At 40.0% G+C, this 18,228-nt stretch carries 11 protein-coding genes; 10 read left to right on the top strand and 1 reads right to left on the bottom strand.

All coding sequences use genetic code 11. From position 1 onward, the window contains the following. The first annotated feature begins 3 nt into the window (after nucleotides 1–3). From R2Q84_RS16170 to R2Q84_RS16125, 10 genes are all read left to right on the top strand, one after another. Nucleotides 4–1,359: a MutS-related protein gene (locus R2Q84_RS16170; protein ID WP_316817614.1), complete on the top strand. Its 1,356-nt coding sequence runs from the start codon at nucleotides 4–6 to the stop codon at nucleotides 1,357–1,359. Continuing rightward, on the top strand, nucleotides 1,356–2,672 hold the full coding sequence (locus R2Q84_RS16165) for a MutS-related protein (protein WP_316817613.1): 1,317 nt from the start codon (nucleotides 1,356–1,358) through the stop codon (nucleotides 2,670–2,672). Before R2Q84_RS16170 ends, R2Q84_RS16165 begins: the two co-directional genes overlap by 4 nt. 247 nt (nucleotides 2,673–2,919) lie before the next feature. Next, nucleotides 2,920–3,486, top strand: a complete 567-nt coding sequence (locus R2Q84_RS16160) for a sigma-70 family RNA polymerase sigma factor (RefSeq protein ID WP_316817612.1) — start codon at nucleotides 2,920–2,922, stop codon at nucleotides 3,484–3,486. Nucleotides 3,487–3,552: 66 nt separating this feature from the next. After that, nucleotides 3,553–4,683, top strand: a complete 1,131-nt coding sequence (locus R2Q84_RS16155; protein WP_316817611.1) for a FecR family protein — start codon at nucleotides 3,553–3,555, stop codon at nucleotides 4,681–4,683. A 206-nt stretch (nucleotides 4,684–4,889) separates the two neighbouring features. Beyond that, nucleotides 4,890–8,183 carry a TonB-dependent receptor gene (locus tag R2Q84_RS16150; RefSeq protein ID WP_316817610.1) on the top strand — a complete coding sequence of 1,098 codons (3,294 nt, stop codon included), beginning with the start codon at nucleotides 4,890–4,892 and terminating at the stop codon, nucleotides 8,181–8,183. Between the two features lie 3 nt (nucleotides 8,184–8,186). After that, the gene (locus tag R2Q84_RS16145; RefSeq protein ID WP_316817609.1) at nucleotides 8,187–9,863 is read left to right on the top strand and encodes a RagB/SusD family nutrient uptake outer membrane protein; all 1,677 of its coding nucleotides are present in this window, start codon (nucleotides 8,187–8,189) and stop codon (nucleotides 9,861–9,863) included. 70 nt (nucleotides 9,864–9,933) lie between these two features. Continuing rightward, a complete protein-coding gene (locus tag R2Q84_RS16140) occupies nucleotides 9,934–11,067 on the top strand; it encodes a glycoside hydrolase family protein (protein ID WP_316817608.1) in 1,134 nt (377 codons plus the stop codon). A 24-nt stretch (nucleotides 11,068–11,091) separates the two neighbouring features. Then, nucleotides 11,092–12,864 carry an alpha-L-fucosidase gene (locus R2Q84_RS16135; RefSeq protein ID WP_316817607.1) on the top strand — a complete coding sequence of 591 codons (1,773 nt, stop codon included), beginning with the start codon at nucleotides 11,092–11,094 and terminating at the stop codon, nucleotides 12,862–12,864. Between the two features lie 10 nt (nucleotides 12,865–12,874). Continuing rightward, complete coding sequence (locus R2Q84_RS16130) at nucleotides 12,875–14,656, top strand: alpha-L-fucosidase (RefSeq protein WP_316817606.1); 1,782 nt, start codon at nucleotides 12,875–12,877, stop codon at nucleotides 14,654–14,656. A 21-nt stretch (nucleotides 14,657–14,677) separates the two neighbouring features. Continuing rightward, complete coding sequence (locus tag R2Q84_RS16125; protein ID WP_316817605.1) at nucleotides 14,678–16,171, top strand: alpha-L-fucosidase; 1,494 nt, start codon at nucleotides 14,678–14,680, stop codon at nucleotides 16,169–16,171. A gap of 59 nt (nucleotides 16,172–16,230) precedes the next feature. Here R2Q84_RS16125 and R2Q84_RS16120 read toward each other — a convergent pair whose 3' ends face one another. Then, nucleotides 16,231–18,186 (bottom strand): TlpA disulfide reductase family protein, encoded by a 1,956-nt coding sequence (locus R2Q84_RS16120; RefSeq protein WP_316817604.1) that lies wholly within the window; start codon nucleotides 18,184–18,186, stop codon nucleotides 16,231–16,233. Nucleotides 18,187–18,228: the final 42 nt, after the last annotated feature.

Genomic DNA, 18,228 nt, shown 5'->3' with positions numbered 1-18,228 from the left:
ACAATGATGCATTTTTCAACCGATCAGCAAACGCTGAATGATTTAATGGTTTTTGGTAAACCAGGCGCAAATTCTATTTTAAGTCTGTTCAATAAAACTTTAACCAGTGGAGGAGCAGAAAAACTGGCTGATATGTTCCGTTATCCAATGGCCGATTTTGAGGGAATCAATACACGCAGCAAGATCATTCAGTATTTTGCAGTTAAAAAACTAGCTTTTCCATTTCAGCCTGCCCTTTTTGATGTCATTGAACAGTATTTGTCGAATACTGATGAACGGTCTAAATTACAGCCCAGGGAATCTTCGGTTTCGGAAAAACTGAAGGGCCTGGTTGTGGCCGATCCACATACCAAAAGTATAAATGATGGTGTAACCGCCCTCCGACAGCTTCTTGCCGATCTTCAGCGCTTTTTTGCTGATCCTGATTTTGGGCAAAATACCGGAACTGATGGGCAACACCCTTATTCGGCTGAGGTGCAGCCTATGCAAGCATTACTGCAGGATGCTGATCTTAATGGTTTTATGGAAGAAAATGCCGGTAAAACTTTGTCTTATACCGCAGTCGCAGGTTATGATGTTTTGCTGCGTTTTAAGAAAAGAGACAAAATCCGGTCTTGTTTGCAGGCCATCTATCAGCTGGACGTATATCTTTCAGTAGCTGGAATTGCAGTTCAGCGGGGCTTTTGTTATCCCGATGCAATGCCTGCAGAGCGAGGGGAAGTTGTATTTGAAGGGGTATATCATCCCTTTGTAAAGGGGGCGGTGGCCAACTCATTGCGGATTGACCCACAAGGTAATGTGATCTTCCTTACCGGCGCCAATATGGCCGGTAAGTCTACATTGATGAAATCATTGGGGACTGCCATGTACCTGGCGCATATGGGTTTTCCGGTACCTGCAAAAGCAATGAGCTTTTCAGTAAGAGAAGGTATTTATACCAGCATTAACCTGCCGGATAATCTGGGCAGGGGAATGAGCCATTTTTATGCAGAGGTTTTAAGGATTAAAAAGGTATCGCAGGAGCTGGGCCAGAATAAGCACCTGTTCATCATCATAGACGAACTTTTCCGTGGCACAAATGTTAAAGATGCTTATGAAGCCACAGTAGCAATTACATCTGCTTTTGCTGCCAAACGAAACTGCATGTTTGTAATGTCGACCCATATCATGGAAGCGGGAGATACATTGAAACAGCGCTGTAATAACATCAACTTTGTTTACCTGCCTACTAAAATGGATGGTAAGCTGCCGGTGTATACTTACCGCCTTGAAAAAGGGATTACGGCCGACCGGCATGGCATGATTATCATAAACAACGAAGGGATACTGGATATATTGAATAAGAAATTGAGCATATGAGTTTTATAATTGATAAGCAAAGCCTGGAAGACCTGAATCTTACGGGGAAATATAAACGCAACTCGATCTATAGCTTGTTCAACCAGGTGAAGACTGTGGGTGGGGAGCGGCTATTGGAACAAATATTTAACCATCCTTTGTCAGATCCTGATGAGATCAACAGGCGAAGTGCTGTTTTTCATTATTTTCAGCAGCAGCAACTGGCCTTCCCGTTTGATAAGGAAAAGATAGAGAAGGCAGAAAAATACCTGCATGAAGGAAATGACGCTGGTTATATCGGATCTGCCATTGGTTTGTTAAAGCATAAACTATCGCATGCCGTCTTCCATTCTCCCGAATATGAACAGCTAACCGATGGACTAAAAGCTACAATAGATCTGTTGAGGAAGGTGTCTGACTACCTGAAGCAGTTTAAGGATGCGGAAAATCATCCCCTGATGGCAGATATTGGGAAACTGAAACAGATTTTCAGAGATCAACGGCTGACTGACCTGCTAAAGGAAAGTGCTGAACTGTCGTTCTTTAAGTTAAGCCGCTATCATTACCTGCTCAGCAAAACTTTAAAGAAAGAACTGGAATTGGTTTTTAAAGTGCTTTATGAGCTTGATGTATATATTGCCGTATCGGATGTAGCCAGGTTAAAGGGGATGGGCTATGCAAGGGCACTGCCTGCCTCTGTGGATTGTTTGAAGGCTTCGGGCTTGAGCCATCCTGCTTTGGACAAAGCCATTGCCAATTCAATTTCATTAAATCGGGAGCAAAATATGCTTTTTCTGACCGGCGCGAATATGGCGGGTAAATCGACCTGGATGAAAACCATAGGTTTGAGTATGTACCTGGCACATCTGGGTTTTCCTGTTGCAGCTAAAAGCCTGGAATTTTCGGTGATGGAAGGGATTTTTTCATCTATTAATGTTCCGGATAACCTGAATATGGGTTATAGTCATTTTTATGCCGAAGTGCTTCGTGTGAAGGATGTTGCGCAGCAGGTGAGTGCAGGTAAAAACCTTCTGGTGCTTTTTGACGAACTGTTTAAGGGAACCAATGTTAAGGATGCTTATGATGCCACTCTTGCCGTTTCCCAGGCATTTGCTAATTATACAAATTGTCTGTTTGTGATCTCTACGCATATTATTGAAGTTGGAGAAGAGTTGAGGGAACGTTGTGCAAATATTCAGTTCAGGTACCTGCCCACTATAATGGAAGGAAGTGTGCCAAAGTACACCTATCTGCTTAAAGAAGGGATAACCAGTGACCGGCAGGGAATGATGATCATTGAAAATGAAAATATATTGGAGATTATTGGTCGGTAAGCAACTAATCCAATGATCCCTGCGATATTCTTCAAATCATCATAAAACTTTTTGAGTTCAGGTCGAAGGGGAGCACTAAAGAAAGAGGGGATTTCAGAAATGAGATCCCTTTTTTTGTCGACGTAACTGATATTCAAACAATAGAAAAGTCCATGGTAATAATCATATAGTCTATTTTAGAACTATAATCATTGAAATATATTTATGAAATCAAATATAAGTCATCTATAGCTTTGGGATAGATTTAATGGGGAATATTATAGACAATTTAAATGACAATGAATTGTTTGCTCTGGTAAAGCAAGACAATGAGGAAGCGTTTACATTACTGTATCACAGGTATTGGAAGAAAATGCTTTGCAAAGCCATATTTAAATTGCAATCAGATTTTGATGCTGAGGAAGTTGTACAAGATGTTTTTATTGACATTTGGAACAGTCGCCGGAGAATAATAATTCAGAATAGTTTTCATACTTATGTTAGCGCTATACTCCGGTTTAAAATCATGGCAAAAATGGCTGTGAATAAGAAACTGGCATCCAATAATGTGGAGGAAATAGATCACTCGTACGTTGTAGATGACTCCACACAACAGTGGCTGAATTTTTATAATCTCCAATCCGAAATCGAGATGTCAGTTAAAGAGCTTCCTGAAAAGTGTCAGTTAGTGTTCAGGATGAGCAGGGAATCAGGTTTAACGGATAAACAAATTGCAAATGATCTCGGTTTATCTCAGAAAACTGTTGAAGCCCATATCAGCAGGGCATTAAGATCTTTACGGACTTCTATCGGGCAATTCCTTACTTTTTTTTAATTTTTTTTAGGGTCATATAGGGTAGCGCACCAATTTTACACACTATGTAAAAAAATGCCTTAAATTATGACAGAGCCTACGAGAGCCCAATTGAACCAATTAGCAGATAAATGGCTAAAGGGAACACTTACGCCTCAGGAAAAGGAAATACTTGATAAATGGTATGACATGGATGCCACTGAGCCGTTAACCTGGACGGGTAAAGATAACTCAGAAGAAGAATTGAGCAATCGTCTATTGGACAATGTTAAGAAAAAAACTAAGGGGGGGCGAACCTTAAAAATGAATCGGTGGATATCTGCTGCTGCCGTATTATTAATCTCTGCAAGTGCTGTCTATCTGTGGCTTCCAAAATCAGAAAATAAAGATAATAAGGAACAAGTAGTAAATGCGACACCAATTAAGCCAGGAACTAATAGGGCAGTATTAACCTTAGCAAATGGAGAAAAAATAAATTTGAACGATACGGCCAGCGGACAAATTGCTGTTCAGTCAGGCATACGCATTATCAAAACGCCAGATGGAGGCTTAATATATGAAGCTGTAAACCCCACTACAAATAAAAATACAGCACATGATTACAATACGATCGAAGCTCCCTTAGGGGGACAATGGCAGGTTATTTTACCCGATCGCTCTCATGTCTGGCTAAATGCAAAATCCAGGCTGAAATATCCGGTAAACTTTAGGGGAAAAGAAAGAAAAGTGGAGTTAGAAGGGGAAGCTTATTTTGAGGTTACTAAGGATAAGCAACGTCCTTTTATGGTGGTTTCAAAAAATCAGGAGATAACGGTTCTGGGAACACATTTTAATGTGAATGCTTATCCTGAGGAAACAGCGATTAAAACCACCCTGATCGAAGGAGCTGTGGTAATAAATAAAAAGACACACTTAAAGCCCGGGCAGCAATCAATTTTTAACCAGGGCGTAGCAAAGGTTGTAATGGCAGATGTAGAAATGGAAACTGCATGGAAAAATGGCCGGTTTATCTTTGATGGACAGGATTTTAAGACAATTGTCAATAATATTTCCAGGTGGTACGATGTAGATATCAGCTATGATCCTGCATTGGCAGATCTCCATATTGGAGGCCGTATTTCCCGTACACGGAATTTAGAAGGCGTACTGAAAATGTTGGAGGGGACGGGTGACATTAAAATTAAAATTGAAGGAAGGAGGATCAGCATGACTAAGTAAATGTGCTTAAAGGCTGGTTCCAAAATAAGCCGGGAGTGTTGGAAGCACTCCCGGTGGATGATTGGAGTCAGACAATTAATTTGACAAGGAATTATCAACCAGCGAGATGCATCATTGTGGATCCGCTTAAACCAATCAACTAAATGTATAAAAAAATTACCAATAATCGAGGTAAGCTATCACGCTATACCTTTAAATTCCTTTTTATGATAAAGGTAATCGCAATAATTTTACTGACCGGCATTTTACAGGCTAAAGCACTAAACAGCTTTGCCCAAAAGATTACGATTAATGAAAAAAACGTGTCCCTGATAGCTGTCCTGACGAAGATAGGGGTACAAAGTGGGTATGATGTCGTTTATAACAGGGACGCATTGACCAGTTACAGGGTTGCTGAACTGAATCTTAAAGGCGCTTCGGTCGAACAGGCATTGAAAGCATCATTGGCCAATTTGCCCCTGAGTTTTATAATAGAAGATAAGATGATCATGATCAGGCGTAAAGTTCAGGTCGTCGACAAAACGATTGAAACGAATGTTACAGGAACAATTAGAGACAGCCTCACTAAGGAGTCTCTTCCTGGTGTAAATATCCGTGTGAAAGGGAAAAGTATTTCGGCAATTTCTACGCCCCAGGGAACCTTTTCCATTAAAGCCGACATGGGTGATGTTATTGTATTTTCTTATATAGGATTCAAGACAAAAGAAGTTTTGGTTAACCAAAATAACTTAAGTGTTTTAATGCAGGTTGACGATAAAAAACTTGAGGATGTGGTTGTTATCGGTTACGGTACTAAAAAGAAAATCCATTTGACGGGATCAGTTGCTACTGTAAGCGGAAAAGAATTAACAGAAGCACCAAGTTCAAACCTTTCCAACATGATTGCAGGAAGGTTATCTGGTGTTGTGGCTACCAATCCAAATGGAAGGCCGGGTAGCGGTTCTAATCTAAACATCAGAGGCTTTAGTACACTTGGGAACAACAGTCCGTTAATCATTGTTGATGGAGTACAAAGAGATAGTTTCAATGCTTTTGATCCCAATGAAATCGAAAGCATTAGTGTCCTGAAAGATGCGGCCGCTACTGCTGTATATGGAGCCAGAGCTAACAATGGCGTATTTTTAGTAACCACTAAACGTGGAAAAATTGGCAAGCCCTCCATTAGTTATAGCGGAAATACTGGAATTCAGCAACCTACATTATATCCTAAGGTAATGAGTGCTGCGGAATATGCAAAAGCTTACAATCAGGGGCTGTTGAATGCGGGTTTTGATCCTAATAACCCTGCGCAGGCCGGAAACTTTTTTAAACAGGAAGCGATTGGACGTTATGAGCGGGGAGAAGATGGCGAAGACTGGTACAAAGCTACTTTTAAGAAGAATCCACTGATCACGAATCATAACCTGACCGTAAATGGCGGTACCGAAGCCATCAAGTATTTTCTTTCTCTGGGTACTGTTGATCAGAGCGGGATGTATGATAATATCAGCTACAAAGCCTATAAATTCCGCTCAAACATTGATGCAAAAATCAACAATTCCTTAAGTGTTGGTATAGATTTAGAAGGAAGACAAGAGAACAATGAAACGCCAAGGATTGATGCCAACACTATATTTGAACATGTAGTGAGGGCAAATCCCACCTACAGGGCTTACTTTCCAAGTGGAAGACCTGTAAACAATGGTGGAGACCATGTAGGTGAAGAGATCAAGAATTCAGGTTATAACCGATTATTACAAAATACATTTCAGGGTACATTAAGCGCTACCCAAAAGTTAGATGTGCTTACAGAAGGCCTTAGTGCCCAGGCAAAGGTGTCCTTCGGAAAGCAGTATGGATTTAGAAAGGCATTCTCATTGCCTTATGCCATGTACAATGAAGATGCTGATGGAAAAATAACAGGGACAAAAACTGTAGGGCCATTGCCAAGCTTATCTGAAACATTTAACCAGAGTTATTCCACCTTTTTCAATGCTTCATTAAATTATCAGCGTAAGTTTGGTAAGCATGATTTTAGCGGATTGTTGTTGTACGAAGACAATGAGTCTCAGGGAGATCAGTTCAATGCATTTAAGCAGGATTTTCCAATTGTGTCAAAAGATGAATTTTTCGTAAGTGGGCCAAAAAACCAATCTATCAGTGGAAGTAGTTTAATTAATGATGCCAGGAGAGCATTGGTCGGCAGAATCGGTTATGTATTTAACGACCGTTATTTGCTGGATGCATCTTTCAGATATGACGGTTCCTATATTTTTCCGGAAGGAAAAAGATTTGGGTTCTTCCCGGCAGTGTCAGCTGGATGGCGGATTTCCGAAGAAGATTTTATCAAAAACAACCCTTCATTAGCATTTATTACAAACCTTAAAATAAGAGGTTCGAAAGGCTTGGTTGGAAATGATAAGGTTAGTGCATTTCAATTCCAGGATGCATTTACTTTGGCTACCAATGCTGGGCCTTTCTTCAATGGAGTACCACAGGCTCTGACCTATTATGGTGTTTATCCAAATCCTGACATCACCTGGGAAAAAGCTGATAATACAAATATTGGTTTCGAGGCAAACCTTTGGAACAATAAACTGGGGATAGAATTTGATTACTTTATTAAAGATACCAGGGATATTTTATGGAGTAGAACCCGTTCTGTTCCAGGTACATTTGGTCGTAGTTTACCGAATGAAAATTATGCCAGAGTGTTGAACAAAGGTATAGACCTTGTACTTTCGCATGAAAGTAAAATAGGTAGTGTAAACTACAACCTGAAGTTCATTAGCAGTTATGCTAAGAATAGGGTAAAAGAAATTGATGATCCTGCCAACGCCCAGGACTTTCAAAAACAGATTAACAGACCTTTAGGCTTTAGAGTGGGGTATGAAGCATTAGGATTTTTCCAAAGTCAGGCTGAGGCCGACAACTGGATGGGCGGCAAACAGTTCGGACTAAAACCACTGCCTGGACAGATTAAGTATGCAGATCTAAATGGTGATGGGACCGTTGATAGTAATGACCAAAAAGTATTGTCTGATAATACACCTGCACCAAGGGTTATGCTGGGCTTATCCGGAGGCCTGAACTGGAAAGGGTTTGATTTAAACTTTCTTCTTCAGGGAGCTGCCGCCATGAACTTTCTTTATTCTACAAATGGGCGCATACCATTTCAGGGAGGGATCTTTCATTACATGCTGGATGCGTGGTCTCCGACAAATACAGGAGCCGAGTTCCCGTCCCTTGTTGTTGGTGCGTACTCCAATAACGACCGTACTTCAAGTGTCTGGTTAAAAGATGCGTCTTACCTGCGTTTAAAATCTTTAAACATTGGGTACACATTTTCAAAAATTGCCATCAAAACGTTCGAGCTAAACAGATTAAGGGTCTTTGCCAGTGGCTTTAATCTGGTTACCTGGAGTAAGCTTAAAAACTTTGACCCGGAAGCTGAAAACGGTGCAGGTAACTATTATCCACAGCAAAGAGTATTTAGTTTCGGTGTTAACATTAACTTCTAGATCATGAATATGATACGCAATATTTCAATTTTATTTCTTGCAGGGATCCTTTTCCTGGCCTCCTGTAAAAAAGATCTGCTGGATAAAAAGAATCCTGCAACTATAAGCTCCGATGATGTCTGGAAAGATGCAGGACTTATCGGGCTTTATGTGAATAACCTGTATACCTATATTCCAGGATGGGATTATAATACGTACAATAATATAGCCGATGAGGCACGTAGTAATTATCCTGGTGGCCCCAATTCAATATTAATCGGAGAATGGAACGAAACCAGTAATCCTTTGGACAATTGGAGCCGGTCTTATCAGCAAATCAGGGTAGCTAACGACTTCTTTTTAAACATTGAAACCTCACCGGTTAGCGGAGATGTAAAAAGTAAATTTGTTGCTGAAGTCAAATTTTTAAGGGCCCTCTTTTATTTTAACCTGGTAAAGCGTTATGGAGGTGTGCCTCTTATAACAACAGCACAAAAGCTGAACGACGATCTGATGGTGAGCAGAAATACTGCTGATGAATGTTTCAACTTTATAACTGCTGAGCTCGATGCAGCCTTGCCGAACCTACCTTTAAATGCAGATAGGGGAAGGATTACAAAAGGAGCTGCCCTGGCTTTAAAAGCGCGTACTTTATTGTATCAAGCTAGTCCTCTGTTCAATAGTAACAATGATACGGAACGATGGAGAAAAGCCGCCCAGGCTGCAAATGCGGTAGTCGACTTAGGAAAATATGATCTGTTCCCTAATTTAAAAACTTTATGGCTCGACAAATCAGCAACAAATGTGGAGATCATTTTAGAAAAGCAATATCATTTGCCTGAAACTTCACATGGTTGGGATGCAATGGTTAAGCCGGTTTGGCTTGCAAAAGGAGACGCGGGGCAGTGTTCGCCTTTACAGGAACTTGTCAACGCTTTTCCTATGAAAAATGGTAAGCTAATCAATGAATCGGGCTCTGGCTATGACCAGACCAAACCCTATATAGGTAGAGATGACAGATTTTATAGTTTTATTGCCTACAATCAATCCAAGATATCAGGGATTCTTGCCAGGCCTTATCCAGGTGCAGCACCAGGACAACTGTTTAAAGAGTATGCATTAAATATCTATAAAGGAGGTACCGATTATGATTCAATTCCACCTTATACCCAATACAACACCATTACAGGTTACTATACGGTTAAAGCAACCAATCCGGATAATGCGGTGTATAGTTATGATTACGGGAGCGAGCAGCCCTGGATAGAATTTAGGTATGCAGAAATATTATTAGACTACGCAGAGGCTGCTAATGAGGCCGACGGGCCATCTGCGTTGATTTATGATGCGCTGGATAAAATCAGGGCAAGAGCTGGGATTGAATCGAAACTGGTTCAGAACCTGTCGCAAACCCAGATGAGAAACCTGATCAGAAATGAAAGGTATATAGAACTTTGCTTCGAGGGCCAGCGGTACTGGGATTTGAGAAGATGGAAAATAGCGGACCAGATACTCAATGGGAAGAAGTTTACTGGTGTAGTCATTACCAAAAACGCGCCTAACACTTTTACCTATGAGTATTTCCCTATTGATCCTCAACCATTGGTTTTTGATGCTGCAAAAATGTACTTAATGCCTATTCCAAAAGAAGAATTGAGTAAAAATTCTAAACTTGAACAAAACCCTAACTGGCCTAAATAAATAATCCTTTTCCCTTCCTCTCCTGAATAAGGGGAGGAAGGGATTAACTTAACAACACAGAGAACTGATTGTGAAAAAGAACTTCTTTATGATTGCCTTAATGCTTGTTTTTAGCTCAAATTTTTATTTGAAGGCACAGGAATCTAAAAATGCTTCGTCCTTAGTGAAGGAGAAAGCAACAAAAATGCCTTACAGTAACATGGCTTTAACGGCCAGGTTTATTGGTCCGGCAACTACGGATGCGAATTGGTATAACTGGTGTGTCAGTCCAATCCAGGGGAAGGACGGAAAGATTCATATTTTTGGCAGCCGCTGGCCTGCTAAGGAAGGTATGAACGGATGGATGGGACAAAATGCTGAAATCGCACATTTCGTATCAGACAAACCAGAAGGACCTTTTACCTATGTAAGTACGGTCTTAAAAACCTCAGATTTTCCTCATCCCGATAAAATGTGGGCGCCACACAATCCAAGAATTGAGTACGTAGATGGAAAGTATATATTACTTTATATTTTCCAAACTCAGCAAGGTAAAGCCGTAATGCATACAGGGATGATGATTGCCGATCATATCAATGGCCCATGGAGGTTTGCAGGTAAACAGGACGGCTTAATGGTCGAAAACTCAAAAGACCCGAAACATTGGACTTACGGAGGAGTGATCGGTACTGACAATCCGGCATTCATGAAAATTGGAAGCAAGTATTATATTTACTTTAAATCCGGGATGCCCACCCAAAGGACTGCTAAATATGGTTATGCCGTAGCGGATAATCTTGAAGGCCCTTATACACTCTCTAACCACCCTATAACAGATAATATTGATTATATTGAAGACGCTATGGCTTTTAAAACTGATAAAAAATATTACCTTTTAACAACGGACAATTATGGCACCAATACAGGCGGCTTCGGAAATATTATACTCTGGCAATCAAAAACAGGACTGAACTTTAAACTTGCTGATGCAAAAATCGGAATGCGCACAGTACTCGATTACTGGGGGACTGCGGAAGATCATAAAAACCTGTTCCAAAAGCCAAAGCATTTTGAATACAGTAAAAGTGGAAAACTGGAGCGCCCGGCAGTCCTGGTACTCAATGGTAAACCAGCTTACTTTTATGCATCCGCCGGATTGAATATAAACGGCGGCGAGAACGCAGAAACTTACGTTTTTAAAATTGATTGGGGTAAAGGAAATTAATCGGAACACACAAAACACACACAAATGAAACCGAATATGAAAATAACTACAGCGATTTTGTTGGGGCTAATCAGCTGCTCTACTTATGCACAGCAACCGAGGATGGATAAAATGTGGAATGGACAAGCTAAAAATAATACCTTGAATGCGGAAAGAGGAAAGATCTTTCGCGAAGGCAGGTATGCAATGTTCATCCATTGGGGATTATTTTCTCAACTGGCCAATAAGTGGAAGGATAAAACATATTATGGTATCGGAGAATGGCTAATGAACGAAAATATGGCCAACATTGCTCCACAGGATTATATGCCGGTTTCAAAGTTCTTCAATCCAAAAGATTTCAATGCGGATAGCATAGCCCAGCTCGCCAAAGATGCCGGGATGAAATATGTTGTGATTACCAGCAAACACCATGATGGTTTTGCGATGTTCCACTCTAAATACACTAAATTTAATATTGTTGATGCTACACCTTTTCAGCGCGATCCGATGAAAGAAATTGCCGAGGCCTGTAAAAAAATAGGCTTGGGTTTCGGTTTCTATTATTCACAAAATCAGGACTGGACTACCCCTGGTGGAAATGGTGGCCCGCAAAAGGACGAAACCGGTAAAGTGGTCACATTTGATGAATATTTCTACAAAAGATGTTTACCTGAGGTTGAACAAATTACTACTTCCTACGGTCCATTGGCATTGGTCTGGTTCGATACACCTGGTGATATAGAGAAAAAATATGTAGAAAAACTAGTGGAAGTAGTTCATAAAAATCAACCGGGGGCATATGTTTCCGGAAGGGTAGGACACGGTCTTGGTGATTATTCTACCCTGGGAGACATGGAAGTCCCTAAAAAAAATGTCGGTGGAATTTGGGAGTCTGTTGATGTTACAAACGATGCCTGGGGCTTTGCATGGTACGACAACAATTGGAAAACACCAAAAGAAATTCTTACCAATACCCTTTCTACAATAGCGAGAGGTGGAAATTACATGCTCAATATAGGTCCCAATGATAAGGGGATAGTCCCTCCGCAAGCCGCCGCTGCTTTACGAAGTGCAGGTGCCTGGATAAAAAAATACCCCGATATCATTTATAAAAGTAAAGCATCTCCATGGCAACATGCACTACCCTGGGGAGATGCTGTTGTCAACAATCAGACAATTTCACTCTTAGTATACAACTGGCCATCTACCGGTGCCCTTTTTCTTCCGGGCCTGCAATCTGCTGTCACCAGGGTCAGGCTTTTAAATAATGGTAAGAAATATCCGCTAACGTTCAAAAAACAAGGACAATGGTATAAAATTGACCTACCCATAAAAGCTCCTGAAAATCTTGTTTCTGTGATAGAAGTTGAGGTTAAAGGTACGCCAAAAGTAGATGCTACCCTGGCGATCGACCCACAACAGGAGATCACACTAGATGCACTGTTTGCCAGTTCAGATAAAGCGGAAAAAAACAGTCAGCACTGGATGGAAAAATTTGGAGAATGGAAACACGTATACAGAATTGTCAATTGGCAGGAAAACGGAGCCGCTACCTGGACAGTGAACATATTAAAACCAGGATATTATCAATCGTCACTGAAGTATACCGGTGTGGGGAGGTTAGTGTGGAAAATTGACAATACAGAACATTTTATTCAAAATCAGCAAAGCTCCTCATCCGTATACACCTGGTATCCCATGGGATGGTTGCATTTTAGTAAACCAGGGACTTATAAAATCTCCGTCTCATTAGTCGATGGCGACAAAAATAAATCCAGTCTGTCCGATCTTAAACTTCAGCCAGTAATACTATAAGTAATTAATCATGAGTCCTACAAACAAAATCAAAAGACTGCTTTTTATCTTAATTGCCTTTATATACACGGGTGCTTCTGCTCAATGGTCTGTATTAAAAGATGATGAAAGAATACCTTTAAATAAAAGTGAGTTTTACTTGTATCAGTCATTTACACCTCAACAATGGAACGCAAGTAATTTTGCTACAACCAGAGATATGCAGTGGTTTAATAGCGCCCGATATGGGATGTTTATCCATTTTGGATTATCTGCCCACGAAAGTAAAGACCTGAGCTGGCCAATTGTTTACACCAGAAAAGCACCGGATCAGGGACATGGTGGTTATCCTGATGATGTCTGGACGAAATGGCCGGAACAGTTTAAACTGGAAAAATTTAATGCTGAGGAATGGGTGAAAATTGCTCAGGATGCCGGACAGAAATATATTGTGGTGATTGCGAAACATCATGATGGTTTTCATATGTGGGATACTAAGTATTCTGATTTTAAAATCACCAATACACCTTTCGGAAGGGATTATATTAAAGAAATCGCAGATGCCTGTCACAAAGCTAAAATGCCATTTGGGTTTTATTATTCACAAAGAGACTGGTATCACCCGGATTATGCACCAATTGATACAAATACCATTAAACAAATACCAGATCCACCATATTACCAGGCCCTTCCTGGTAAAAAAGTCAAACCCGGTCCAAGTCATCAAAAGTATATCGATTATCAATATAACGCTATAAGGGAATTATGTACCAAATATGGTAAGATCGATATTTTCTGGTTTGATGCTGTGTATTGGGGAGGTATGTTTACGGCAGACATGTGGGATTCGGAAAACCTTACCCGAATGATACGACGTTTACAGCCGGGAATTGTAATTAATAACAGGGCAAGTATTCCGGGCGACTTTGATACACCTGAACAGCGTATTGGAATGTATCAAAAAAGACCCTGGGAAAGTGCTATGACTTTAAACGGAAGCTGGGCGTATTCACCACAGCCCAAAGTGAGGCCAGTCAAATCCTTATTGCAGGAAATGTTATCGGCAGCATCAGGCAATGGAAATGTATTGCTCAGCTGGGGTGCCCATTGGAATGGGGAATTCGACAGTACCCAAAAAGACAGCTTGTTAACAATAGGCAACTGGTTAAAGAAATATGGTGAAGCTTACTATGGTACAAATGGAGGACCCTGGATGCCTACCAAAAATTATGGATCTGTTTATTCAAAAAACAAAATCTATATTTATGTGTACAATTGGAATGGTGATAAATTAAGTTTACCAAAAATTCCTGGTAATGAGCTGCTGTCTGCCAGCTTCCTAAATATTAGCGAAAAACTAAATTATCAGAAAAGCGGATCAATAATAACCTTTCATAAACCTCAAAATCCGGATAAGCTGGTTACTGTTATTGCTTTAACTATGGCGAAGACAATTAACAATGTGATAGAGACCAAAACATTGTCCCTGTTTGACGACCCCGCTTATGGACAAAAGCTTAAAGTTGTTGAGCTGGGAAACAGTGACTGGAAACAAGGGAATATCACTATAGATCTGTATGCAGTAAAAAAAATAACAGGACTGGATGTGACGGGAAACTCCGGGACGCTGGTTGTTAGTAGTTCAAAAGATGGGAAAAACTGGCAAAAAGAGGGCAGCAGCTCCAAAAGCAAAAGTTCGATAAGTTTGACTTCATTTTTAGCCGGGGTATACATCCCCGGAAAAGAAATCAGGTATATCAAACTGACAAACCAGCATAAACCTAACCTGATCATCAGTCTTTATTCTAAATAATTTAATATTAATAACCTATTCATGAACCCAAATAAAACAAAATTTCTGTTTACCCTCATACTGAGTATATGTTATCTGTTTTCCGCTGCTCAGCAAATTTCTAAGCTCCAGCTGTCGCAAGTTAAGCGAGGTTATGGGATGTTTATCCATTTCGGTATTAATACTTTTAATCAAATTGAGTGGTCTGATGGTAAATTGCCACTTTCAACTTATAACCCAGACCAGTTAGATCCGGACAGTTGGGTGAAAATAGCGAAAGAGGCCGGCTTCAAATATGTTATCCTGATTACCAAACATCACGAAGGCTTTTGTTTATGGGACAGCAAATACACGGATTACGATGTGGCATCAAGCCCTGTAAAAACAGATGTAATTGCCAAAGTAGCCGAAGCATGTAAGAAATACGGTCTTGAACTGGGCCTGTATTACTCGTTATGGGACAGACATGAGAAAAGTCATGACTTAAAAGACCCTCAGCCATATGTTGATTTTATGAAGAATCAATTGACTGAGCTATTAACCAATTATGGAAAGATATGTGAAATCTGGTTTGATGGCGCCTGGGCAAAAAAAGATGATGACTGGAAGATCCCTGAAGTATATGCTCATATTAAAAAACTACAGCCAAACTGCCTGGTAACAGTAAACCATACCATCAGTATTGATGGAAAACCTGGAACAATAAAGCAGCCAACAGATCAGCAAACTGGCGACAAAGTGCGCTTTTGGCCCGTTGATTTCAGAACAAAAGATCCAAATCTGGCCAGATGGGATGACCCTAAAATCTTTGATCAGTCTGGTAAGCAGGAATATCTGATTTTTGAACATACACTTTGTTTATCTAACCGCTGGAATTGGTTTCAGAAAAAAGACAATTTGCCCGCCAGAGAACTGGATGAATTGGAAGAATTGTTTTACTGGACAACAGCCAATAACAACATCATGATTTTAAATGTGCCGCCTGATGAGCATGGGCAGATCAGAGAACACGAAAAGAACCGGATTTTTGAGCTGGCTGACAGGCTTGGAATTCGTGGAGGAGGCAAGTTCCCTGCCGGTCCAACCAACTTATCATTTAAGCTGCCGGTTAAGGCAACAAATTCTGCAAAAAACGACAAATTTGATATTTCAAAAATTAATGATTTCAGCATGGAAACATACTGGACTGCCGGAGATACAACAGCCTCCGTTGAAATGGATTTGGTTGCTCTGAAAGTTATAAATAGGATTACAATTTTTGAACACCCTAAAAGCATAGATCTTAACGACAGTTTTTCAACCTTAAAAAAATATCATATAGATCAGTTCTCAATTGAATTAATGGTGGATGGGAATTGGAAAACTGTTTATATGGGAGACGAAATAGGGGCATGTAAAATAATTAAATTACCAGTGGGGTATAATGCCTCGAAATTGAGATTGAATATCTTGCATTCAAAAAGTATACCTTCCATTTATCATATTGGGATTTCAAATGACACTAAAAAACATTATAGGAAAGTTTTAGCTAAGTAAAGACTTTTACCGGACGAAAGACCTGGTATGCCCCGGTCTTTCGTCTTATAGTGCCGTTATCATTTTAAAAAATCGGATGTAAATTTCTCAGGATAATATTTCATAAGCTCATTTCTGAAATTGTAGTTTCGAAAATTATCATTCTTGATTTTTCCAGTTGCATCTACCAAAATATATCTCGGAATTCCATTAAATTTGAATAGCTCCCTCAGTAGTAAATATTCATCAGCACTGATCCGGTAGGAATTCCACATTTGATTTTTTTCGTTGTACTCATTGAAGAACTTAGTATCTGGAGTACCACTCAAATCCGTTATAAAGACAAAATCAACGTCCTTACTATCCTTCAGTTTTTCTCTTGTTGTTACGCTACTCTCTATACCTGATCTACATGGACCACACCATTGCGCCCAAAAATCAACGACCAGGATTTTCCCTTTATATTTATCAATAATCTTTTTAAAAACCTTTGCCCCGGCTGTATTTGGAAGCTCATAACCAAGCTTATTTCGTTCATTCAGTTTGACCAGCCTATCTGCCTCATTTTTAAAAAAGACCGGGTCCATGTTCTTTTTTGCGGATTGAAGCAATATTTGCAATGTACTATCACTGCCCGTATATTCTATGATTGACTTTAGTGTACGAAGTTTAGCAACATTGAATACCAATGGGATTTCTTTCGTTTTGTAACGTTCGTAACCAAATGAATCTAATGCCTCGAAAAGCTTCTTTTCAGATTGCAATCTCATATAGGGAAATAACGGTGAAAACTCAAAACGGTTGACAAATGTGGAGAATTCATTACTGATTAATAGCGTTTTGTTATTTAGATTGATCTGGTCTACAAAGTCGTAATACTCAGGAAGTATTGGTATTTTTAAAATCGTATTACTGGTATCCTCCTTGCTATAGTATGAACGGCTCAATTCATAGTCGAACAAATAGTTGGCATATACGATATCAATCTCATTTTTTAGAAGGGCTTGTGTTTGAGGCAATAACTGCTGAATACGAAGGGCGCTATCTGCCCTTTTTCGTTCGGCAGACCATTTGTTCATCTGGATCTTTTTGAATTCATTTGGAGGTATTGTTTTCCGCATGTTCTCCAGTGAATTGTAGTCTGGACGATTGATCTTAAAAGCCGCTAACTGCTTATTGATATTTTTACCAGGACCAAGGAATTCGGTATGTTCGAATTCTTTACTGCCATCCCGATATCTGTCTGTGATTAGAAAGTCCCTCCAATCTAAAATGATTCCGACCGTATTACCTGGCTCCGCATAAAAGCTAATCCTTCGGTTTTCGAATGTTAAAGTTGACCTCAGGGGGTGGACAGCGAGAATCTCAGCTTCGAACCGGCCATCTTCGTAAATCCTAATGGTCGTAGGGAAATCTTCACGGGTTAAATTGTTGCTATGATAGATGATGCCACTCGAAAAACCCGCCCGCCGGTCATACCCTTTAATGTAACCAACGATCTTGATAGAATCTGTTTTAAAAAAATCCTGATCATAGTTTTCTCTTAAGGTTTTGACTTTAGCCTGGTTGATTTTTTTATTCAACCATTTTTGAACTTCGGTCGGAATACCAGTCTTTGCTGTAATAGCAGACTTTTTATCCAGGGTTATCCCAAAAATTTGAGCTTTATCAGCCTCACCATAATTCAACTTTTTAACATTTTTGTTCAGGGGAGGGAATTGTAAGGTAACCGCTGTATCTCCCGACTTGGGTGTCCACAATTTCTGGTCAAATTTTGCCCCTGTGATCCCCTTCGCCATATATTTTTTCCCAGTTGAGGCATCTTCTAAGAAGATGTCTTTACCAAATTGCGTCCACCAGTTGGGCATAAATGTGATACCCACATCTACAGTAGTAGCCGTATCACTCAGTTGAATCTTTTTAATATTGAAAAGACCTGTATTCGAAAAGTCAAAAGCAGGATTATTGATCACTTGCGCTTTCAGTGGATGGAAAGGCAATGTAAGTAAAAATAAAAAAATACATATTCGATTCATAGCACTTAATTTAGGATTTGCGCCTTTAATTTAGGAATAATC

It is taken from the genome of Pedobacter nyackensis, from assembly GCF_032678475.1.
In the GTDB taxonomy this organism is placed as follows: domain Bacteria; phylum Bacteroidota; class Bacteroidia; order Sphingobacteriales; family Sphingobacteriaceae; genus Pedobacter; species Pedobacter nyackensis_A.
This window is presented reverse-complemented; position numbering and strand designations above follow the sequence as displayed.

Bases quoted from the DNA above. Each gene is read 5' to 3' on its own strand.
- R2Q84_RS16170 (WP_316817614.1), top strand. From the start codon at position 4: ATGATGCATTTTTCAACCGATCAGCAAACGCTGAATGATTTAATGGTT.
- R2Q84_RS16160 (WP_316817612.1), top strand. From the start codon at position 2,920: ATGGGGAATATTATAGACAATTTAAATGACAATGAATTGTTTGCTCTG.
- R2Q84_RS16145 (WP_316817609.1), top strand. From the start codon at position 8,187: ATGAATATGATACGCAATATTTCAATTTTATTTCTTGCAGGGATCCTT.
- R2Q84_RS16150 (WP_316817610.1), top strand. From the start codon at position 4,890: ATGATAAAGGTAATCGCAATAATTTTACTGACCGGCATTTTACAGGCT.
- R2Q84_RS16155 (WP_316817611.1), top strand. From the start codon at position 3,553: ATGACAGAGCCTACGAGAGCCCAATTGAACCAATTAGCAGATAAATGG.
- R2Q84_RS16120 (WP_316817604.1), bottom strand. From the start codon at position 18,186: ATGAATCGAATATGTATTTTTTTATTTTTACTTACATTGCCTTTCCAT.
- R2Q84_RS16130 (WP_316817606.1), top strand. From the start codon at position 12,875: ATGAGTCCTACAAACAAAATCAAAAGACTGCTTTTTATCTTAATTGCC.
- R2Q84_RS16125 (WP_316817605.1), top strand. From the start codon at position 14,678: ATGAACCCAAATAAAACAAAATTTCTGTTTACCCTCATACTGAGTATA.
- R2Q84_RS16135 (WP_316817607.1), top strand. From the start codon at position 11,092: ATGAAACCGAATATGAAAATAACTACAGCGATTTTGTTGGGGCTAATC.
- R2Q84_RS16165 (WP_316817613.1), top strand. From the start codon at position 1,356: ATGAGTTTTATAATTGATAAGCAAAGCCTGGAAGACCTGAATCTTACG.